General features: G+C 55.6%; 3 protein-coding genes and 2 pseudogenes. 4 read left to right on the forward strand and 1 reads right to left on the reverse strand.

Annotation, left to right across the window (positions count from 1 at the left end):
- Window positions 1-581, forward strand: a pseudogene (locus H8Q75_RS06775) (type III restriction endonuclease subunit R); the annotation flags it as partial.
- A 249-nt stretch (window positions 582-830) separates the two neighbouring features.
- Window positions 831-1,343 carry an inorganic diphosphatase gene (locus H8Q75_RS06780; protein WP_297040969.1) on the forward strand — a complete coding sequence of 171 codons (513 nt, stop codon included), beginning with the start codon at window positions 831-833 and terminating at the stop codon, window positions 1,341-1,343.
- Here the strand turns inward: H8Q75_RS06780 and H8Q75_RS11975 are convergent.
- Window positions 1,340-2,093 (reverse strand): annotated as a pseudogene (locus H8Q75_RS11975) (amino acid ABC transporter ATP-binding protein). The gene H8Q75_RS06780 and the pseudogene H8Q75_RS11975 overlap by 4 nt on opposite strands.
- Window positions 2,094-2,337: 244 nt before the next feature.
- Between H8Q75_RS11975 and topA the strand changes: the two are divergent.
- Window positions 2,338-5,001, forward strand: coding sequence for a type I DNA topoisomerase (gene topA, locus H8Q75_RS06795; RefSeq protein WP_024124916.1), 2,664 nt, complete (start codon window positions 2,338-2,340; stop codon window positions 4,999-5,001).
- Window positions 5,002-6,615 carry a radical SAM protein gene (locus H8Q75_RS06800; RefSeq protein ID WP_024124915.1) on the forward strand — a complete coding sequence of 538 codons (1,614 nt, stop codon included), beginning with the start codon at window positions 5,002-5,004 and terminating at the stop codon, window positions 6,613-6,615.
- The last annotated feature ends 187 nt before the right edge of the window (window positions 6,616-6,802 follow it).

Below are 6,802 nucleotides of genomic sequence, written 5' to 3' on the forward strand. Positions count from 1 at the left end.
CGCCGCCGCTCTTCTATCAGGACCAATTGCGCCGCCGGCTGATCATCACGTTGGACATGTCCCGGGTCGTGCAGCATGTCGTCGCGGCAGTGCGGCAGGAGAACACCGAGCGGTTGACGCCGGTCTTCGACCGCGATCATCCCATCCGCTCCACGGGCGAGATGCGTACTTGGTACACGGGGAAGCCCTGCGCGCGCACCAGGAAGTCACACATCAATGTCTGCGTGTACGACAGCACCTGGGAGGCGTCCGATGCCTTCGCGCTCGACGAAGGTGACGCGGTGGCCGCCTGGGTCAAGAACGACCATCTCGGCTTCGAGGTGCGCTACCTCCATCGCGGTGTCGTGCGGAAGTACCGCCCCGATTTTCTTGTGCGGCTCACAAATGGGGACCATCTGATTCTGGAAACCAAGGGCCAGGATACGGAGCAGGATAAAGCCAAACGTCGTTACCTGGATGAATGGGTGCAGGCGGTGAACGCGCATGGCGGCTTTGGCCATTGGCGCTGGGCGGTTGCACGACAACCTGGCGAGATTCGCGATGTGCTCCTGCAAGGCCAGGAGGCGAGAACGGGAGGCTAACAAGGGTTGCAGCCGACGTTGCTTCGCTGCTCTTCGCGTGGATGTATTGGCGCTTTCGCAGCGCGCCGTACACCTGAGCGCCTAGATGGCGGGCGCTATTTTTTGGCTATTTTGTTTTGTTTTTGTTTTGTTGAGCATTGCCCCTGGAGAGCCATTGGCAAAAGTCAGTGGCCTTAGGCTAGGTGCTTGCTTCCATGTCCCAATCTCGATTAAATGGAGACTTGTTGCTCTGGACATCCTGCTATGAGTATTGACCTAAGCCGCATTCCTGCTCAACCCAAGCCGGGCGTTGTCAATGTTTTGGTGGAAATTGCTGGCGGTAGCCGCAATAAATATGAGTTTGACAAGGAAATGAACGTCTTTGCCCTCGATCGCGTCCTCTACTCGGCGGTGGTTTACCCGTATGATTACGGCTTTATTCCCAATACTTTAGCCGAGGATGGTGATCCCCTCGACGGGTTGGTGATGATGGATGAGCCAACGTTTCCGGGGTGTGTGATTGCTGCCCGTCCCATTGGCATGCTGGAGATGATTGACAGTGGCGATCGCGACGAGAAAATTCTCTGTGTGCCTGTTGGTGATCCTCGCTATGCTGAGGTGAAATCCCTCAAGGATATTGCTCCCCACCGTCTCGAAGAAATCGCCGAGTTCTTCCGCACGTACAAAAATCTGCAAAAGAAAGTCACTGAAATTCTTGGCTGGCAGGATGTGGATGCGGTGCAACCCCTTGTCGAAAAATGCATCAAAGCCTACAAGGGCTAGGGCCTGACTAGCACACGCTCTAGAAAGAGGCGGGCTCGCTCCTGTTGCGGACGATAAAACAGTTCTTGGGGCGATCCTTCCTCAATAGTTTGGCCATCGGCGAGAAAGACCACGCGGCAGGACACTGCGCGGGCAAATGACATTTCCTGGGTGACCACCACCATAGTCATTGCCTCTTCGGCCAATTGTCGCATCACGGCTAGGAGATCCCCCATCAGTTCTGGATCAAGGGCGAAGGTGGATTCGTCGTGGATTCGTCAAAGAGAAGAATCTCCGGTTGCCTGGCCAAGGCGCGGGCGATCGCCCCCCCTTGTTTTTGATCACCAGAGAGTTGGCTTGCCTAGGCATCCCGTTTGTCCAGCAATCCCACTTTGGCCAATAAACTTTCAGCCATTTCGATAGCCAGGCCGCGGGGGAGTTTGTGCCCAAGGAGCGGCGCTTCAATGCTTCAATCATGCTCTGCAACACCGTCCTGTGGGAAAAGAGGTTAAAGCGCTGAAAGACCATACCGGCATCTCAAGAAATCACCCGCAGTTGCTGCGGCCTCAGCCCTGGTGGCAGGTAATGGCCGAGAATGAGAATCTGTCCCGATTGGTAGGTCTCTAACCCATTCAAGCAGCGGAGCAAGGTACTTTTGCCAGAGCCACTGGGGCCCATGAGGGCGACCCCCTCTGGCTTAGCAACGGTGAAGTTAATGCCCTTAAGGACGGGGCGATCGCCAAAATATTTATTAGGTTTATTAGGTTTTATTAGGTGGCGTGTTTGGATCACAATGTCTGGAGCGGGCCCCCCTAAGTCATCGCTGCTGCCTAAAAACCGTTATGCTGACTAAACAGACTCTCCCCATCGCCCATTGGTTAGGCTAGGGTTATCAATAAAGGAAGTGCTTCTCCTAGGTTCCCATGATACGGTGGGAGAACACCATTCTATGATGGATTGCTCAACTTGTCGCTAAACTTGAGAGTGCCGAAAAACCCATCCCGCAGCATCTGCTATGTCCACCCTTGTCATCGTTGAATCCCCAACAAAAGCCCGTACCATTCGCAAATTTCTGCCGCCGGACTATCGCGTTGAAGCCTCAATGGGTCATGTCCGTGATCTGCCCCGCAGTGCTGCTGATGTGCCCCCCGAATTCAGGGGGGAAGAGTGGGCAACCCTAGGGGTGAATGTCGCTGCTGGCTTTGAACCCCTCTACATTGTTCCTAAAGAGAAACAAAAAGTTGTCAAAGAATTAAAAACTGCCCTCAAAACCGCTGATGAACTCCTGCTCGCGACCGATGAAGACCGCGAAGGAGAAAGCATTAGTTGGCACCTGCTGCAACTGTTGGAGCCAAAGGTGCCGGTGCGGCGGATGGTCTTCCATGAAATTACCGAGGAAGCAATCCAAGAAGCACTACGCAATTGCCGCGATGTCAATCAACAACTGGTGCGTGCTCAAGAAACGCGGCGTATCCTCGATCGCTTGGTGGGCTATACCCTGTCGCCCCTGCTGTGGCGGAAAATTGCCCCCCATCTGTCAGCGGGGCGGGTGCAGTCAGTTGCAGTGCGCCTATTGGTTCAACGGGAGCGAGAACGGTTGGCCTTCCGTAAGGGGCAATTTTGGGATCTCAAGGCCACCTTAGATCAAAGGGGAGCCCTTTTTCCAGCGCGTTTGGTGAGTGTTGGCGGTCAACGCTTGGCCACGGGCCATGATTTTGATCCCACTACAGGACAGCTACGTAACCCTGATGCTGTCTTGCTCTTGGATGAGGCGGCTGCCAACGCTCTGCGCGATCGCCTGCTAACGGAAACCTGGACGGTTACCGAACAAGAGGAGCGCCAACAAACCCGCAAACCGGCTCCCCCCTTTACCACCTCAACCCTGCAACAGGAGGCTAACCGCAAACTGCACCTCTCGGCGCGGGATACGATGCGCATTGCCCAAAAGCTCTACGAAGAGGGCTACATCACCTATATGCGTACGGACTCGGTGCATCTGTCGGATCAGGCGATCGCCGCCGCCCGCAGTTGTGTGGAAGCCATGTATGGCAAAGCCTTTTTGTCGCCCCAGCCACGTCAATACACCACCAAAACCAAGGGGGCCCAAGAAGCCCACGAAGCGATTCGCCCTGCAGGTAGCCAGTTTCGCACTCCCCAAGAAACCGGCCTTCAAGATCGGGAACTGGAACTCTACGAACTGATCTGGAAGCGCACAGTGGCCTCCCAGATGGCTGATGCCCATATCACTCTGCTAACGGTCTCGATTACGGCTGGGGATGCCCTCTTCCGTGCCCACGGTAAACGCATTGATTTTCCAGGATTTTTCCGGGCCTATGTGGAAGGTTCCGATGATCCCGAGGCCGCCCTCGAAAGCCAAGAGGTGATCCTGCCCCCCCTGCAAGTCGGAGAGATTCTCCGCTGTCACGCCCTGGAAAGTGTGGGTCACGAGACCCAGCCGCCGCCGCGCTACACGGAAGCAAGCTTGGTCAAAGCCCTCGAGCAAGCAGGCATTGGTCGTCCCAGCACCTATGCCACGATCCTCAGTACCATCCAAGACCGCGAGTATGCCATTCGGCGAGGCAATGCCCTGGAACCCACCTTTACGGCCTTTGCGGTGACGGCGCTGCTAGAGAAATACTTCCCCGACTTGGTGGATATTAACTTCACGGCGCGGATGGAGCAAACCCTGGATGATATTTCCACAGGGGAGGTGGAGTGGCAGCCCTACCTTGAATCCTTCTATCTGGGTGAAAATGGCCTTGAGCAGCAGGTTAAAGAGCGGGAGCGGACGATTGAGGCGACTGAAGCGCGGGCGATCGCCCTGCCAGAACTGAATGCTGAAGTGGTGGTGGGTCGCTTTGGTCCTTTTGTGGTCTATCAAAATGGCAATGGTAGTGAACCCATTAAGGCCTCCTTGCCCCAAGACGCCACCCCGGGTAGCCTCACCCGTGAACAGGTGGAGCAATTAATTCGCCAAAAACTAGAGGGTCCCGACAAGCTGGGCCTGCATCCTGAAACCGGCGAACCGATCTTTCTGCTGACGGGGCGCTTTGGTCCCTATGTGCAGTTGGGAGAAGCCACAGAGGCCAATCCAAAACCCAAACGAGCTTCCCTACCCAAGGGCGTCAGTCCCGATGAAGTCACCCTAGACTTGGCAATTACCCTGTTGTCGCTGCCGCGGACATTGGGGGTTCATCCTGAAACCGGTAAACTCATTCAAGCCAATCAAGGTCGCTTTGGCCCCTACATTGTCCACGATCCCGAGGGTGAAAAAGACTATCGTTCCCTCAAGGGGGAAGATGATGTGTACACGATTACCCTAGAGCGTGCCCTAGAGCTGCTGGCAACACCCAAATCGAGTCGCGCTCGGGCCAAAAAACAGGTGCTCGCGGTGTTGGGGACTCACCCGGAGGATGGGGAACCGGTACAGATCTTGGACGGCCCCTATGGCCCCTATGTCAACCACGGTAAGGTGAATGCCTCCCTGCCGGAGGGGGTGACACCAGAGACAATGACCCTTGAGCAAGCCCTGCTCCTGTTGGCGGAAAAAGCACCAAAGAAAACCCGCCGCAGCGCAACAACTACTGCCCCCAAACCCAAATCAACAACCAAAAGAACCAGTAAAAAGACGGTTGCCCAGACCGCAAAAACTAGCCGCCGTAAGTCAACGGAAACCTAGGTGAACTCCCCCTTGGCTGCTGAAACCCTCCTCTTTGAGCGATCGCGCCCCCTGCCAGAGGCGCTGCGGGTTATCTATGGCTTTCCCAATACCTACAGCGTTGGCATTACTAGCTTGGGCTATCAACTGGTGTGGGCACAACTGGCCAGCCGTGCCGATGTGGCGGTGAGTCGCCTCTTTACCGATGTGCAGGAGCCACTGCCTCGCGATCCAGAGTTGGTGGGTTTTTCCTTCTCGTGGGAGTTAGACTACGGCAATTTACTGCTGCTCTTGGAGCAGTTGGGCATTCCCATTTGGCAGCGCCATCGCCAGGATCGCCACCCCTTGGTCTTTGGCGGTGGCCCAGTGCTGACGGCAAATCCCGAACCCTTTGCCGATTTTTTCGATGTGATTTTGTTGGGGGACGCCGAACCTCTCCTAGATCCCTTTCTGACCGCAATGGCGCAGGTGCGCACCGCTGCGCGATCGCAACAGTTGGAAGCCCTGGCCCAAGTGCCCGGTATTTATGTTCCTAGCCTGTACCACGTCAGCTACAGCCATCCCACCGGTCCCATTCAAAGGATTGAACCCATCAAGGCCAGTGTACCGGCGACAGTCACTAAACAAGTCCATCGCGGTAATACCCTTGCCGCTTCCACGGTGGTCACCCCCCTCGCCGCTTGGGAAAATATCTATATGGTGGAGGTGGTGCGCAGTTGCCCCGAGCTGTGTCGCTTTTGCTTGGCCAGTTATTTGACCTTGCCCTTTCGCACACCGAGCCTAGACACACTGATTCCTGCCATTGAGCGGGGGCTAGCCGTTACTGATCGCCTAGGGCTTTTGGGCGCCTCGATTACCCAACATCCCGAATTTCCTGCCTTGATTGAGCATCTGGGTCAGCCACAATTTGATCATGTGCGGGTAAGTTTAGCTTCGGTGCGCACCAATACGGTGACCGAATCCCTGGCCCACCTGTTGAGTCAACGGGGCAGTCAATCCCTGACGATCGCCATCGAAACGGGGTCTGAGCGCCTGCGCCAAGTGATCAACAAAAAGCTTGAGACGGCGGAGATTCTGGCTGCTGCCAGCCATGCCCAAGCCGGTGGCCTCAAGGGGCTGAAGTTTTATGGCATGGTGGGGCTGCCCACAGAAACCGATGCCGATGTCGCAGCCACAGTAGAGCTCTTTTGCCAATTGAAAAAAACAGCCCCGCGACTGCGGCTCACCCTTGGCTGTAGTACCTTTGTTCCCAAAGCCCATACCCCCTTTCAGTGGTGGGGTGTACAACCCGTGGCCGAAAAACGCCTCAAGTTTTTGAAAAAAGAATTGGCCAAATTGGGGATTGAGTTTCGCCCTGAATCCTATCATGACTCGTTGATTCAAGCCTTGATTTCGCGGGGCGATCGCCGGCTTGCTCCCCTTTTAGAGCAGGTGCGCCACTATGGCACCTCCTTAGGCAGTTATCGCCGTGCTTTTAAGGAACTGCAGGGACAGTTGCCTGATTTTGAAGCCTATGTTACTGCCAATTGGCCAGAGGAGACTATCTTACCGTGGCAGCATCTCCAGAGTGGCCTGCCCACTAAAACCCTGCAAAATCATCTGAAGCGAGCGATCGCCGAGGCTAGTTGGCACTGATACAGCCATTTCAAGAGAACGGCAGGACATTGCAAGCACTCCAACTGCCCAAGAAGCGCTGAGATGTCCGGACTCCCTAACGGATGGAGGTGATTGCTTGAAGCCCATCGGACGTAATCCCCAATTCCAGGGCAATGGTGCCGCAAATTTTGACCCAGGAATTGGGGATTACGTCCGATGGGCTTCA

Source organism: Thermosynechococcus sp. OHK43 (genome assembly GCF_014466085.1).
Classification (GTDB): Bacteria; Cyanobacteriota; Cyanobacteriia; order Thermosynechococcales; family Thermosynechococcaceae; genus Thermosynechococcus.

What these genes read in the sequence shown, in the direction of transcription:
- topA (WP_024124916.1), top strand. Translation starts at nt 2,338, where the DNA reads ATGTCCACCCTTGTCATCGTTGAATCCCCAACAAAAGCCCGTACCATT.